Source organism: Acetobacter sp. DmW_043, assembly GCF_002153485.1.
GTDB lineage: Bacteria > Pseudomonadota > Alphaproteobacteria > Acetobacterales > Acetobacteraceae > Acetobacter > Acetobacter thailandicus.
This window is the reverse complement of record NZ_JOMN01000053.1, coordinates 1-326: the sequence shown is the minus strand read 5'-3', so window position 1 is coordinate 326 and position 326 is coordinate 1. Positions and strand designations below refer to the sequence as shown.

The window sequence follows — 326 nt, the reverse complement described above, 5'->3', positions numbered from 1 at the left end:
GCGCAGCGCGCGTTTGATGATCTGCGTGCTGAAATATCGGTGCTCCGGCGCAGTGTGGAAGCGTTGCCGCAGGCATGGCGGGAGAACCGGCCGCCGGATTACACGGAGGATCTGGCCCGTGTTGTGAAGGCCATGAATACGGTCGGTACGCATATGGAGGCGATTGAGGCCAGTCCGACACTGAAAATGACGCCGCAGGCCTATGGGAAGGGGATACGGGAGGCCGGGCTTGCTGTCAGTCAGGAGATGCAGGCAGCCTTTGAGAAAGCGATAGCTGAGGTTCAGAGAGAGCGTCAGGAGCTTGCTCATATTATTGGTCAGTCCCG

At 59.2% G+C, this 326-nt stretch carries 1 protein-coding gene; it reads left to right on the top strand.

Annotation, left to right across the window (positions count from 1 at the left end; all coding sequences use genetic code 11):
- Positions 1-326, top strand: a 326-nt coding sequence (locus HK11_RS11055; protein WP_233133449.1) for a DUF6118 family protein, incomplete at both ends; no start/stop codon positions are given.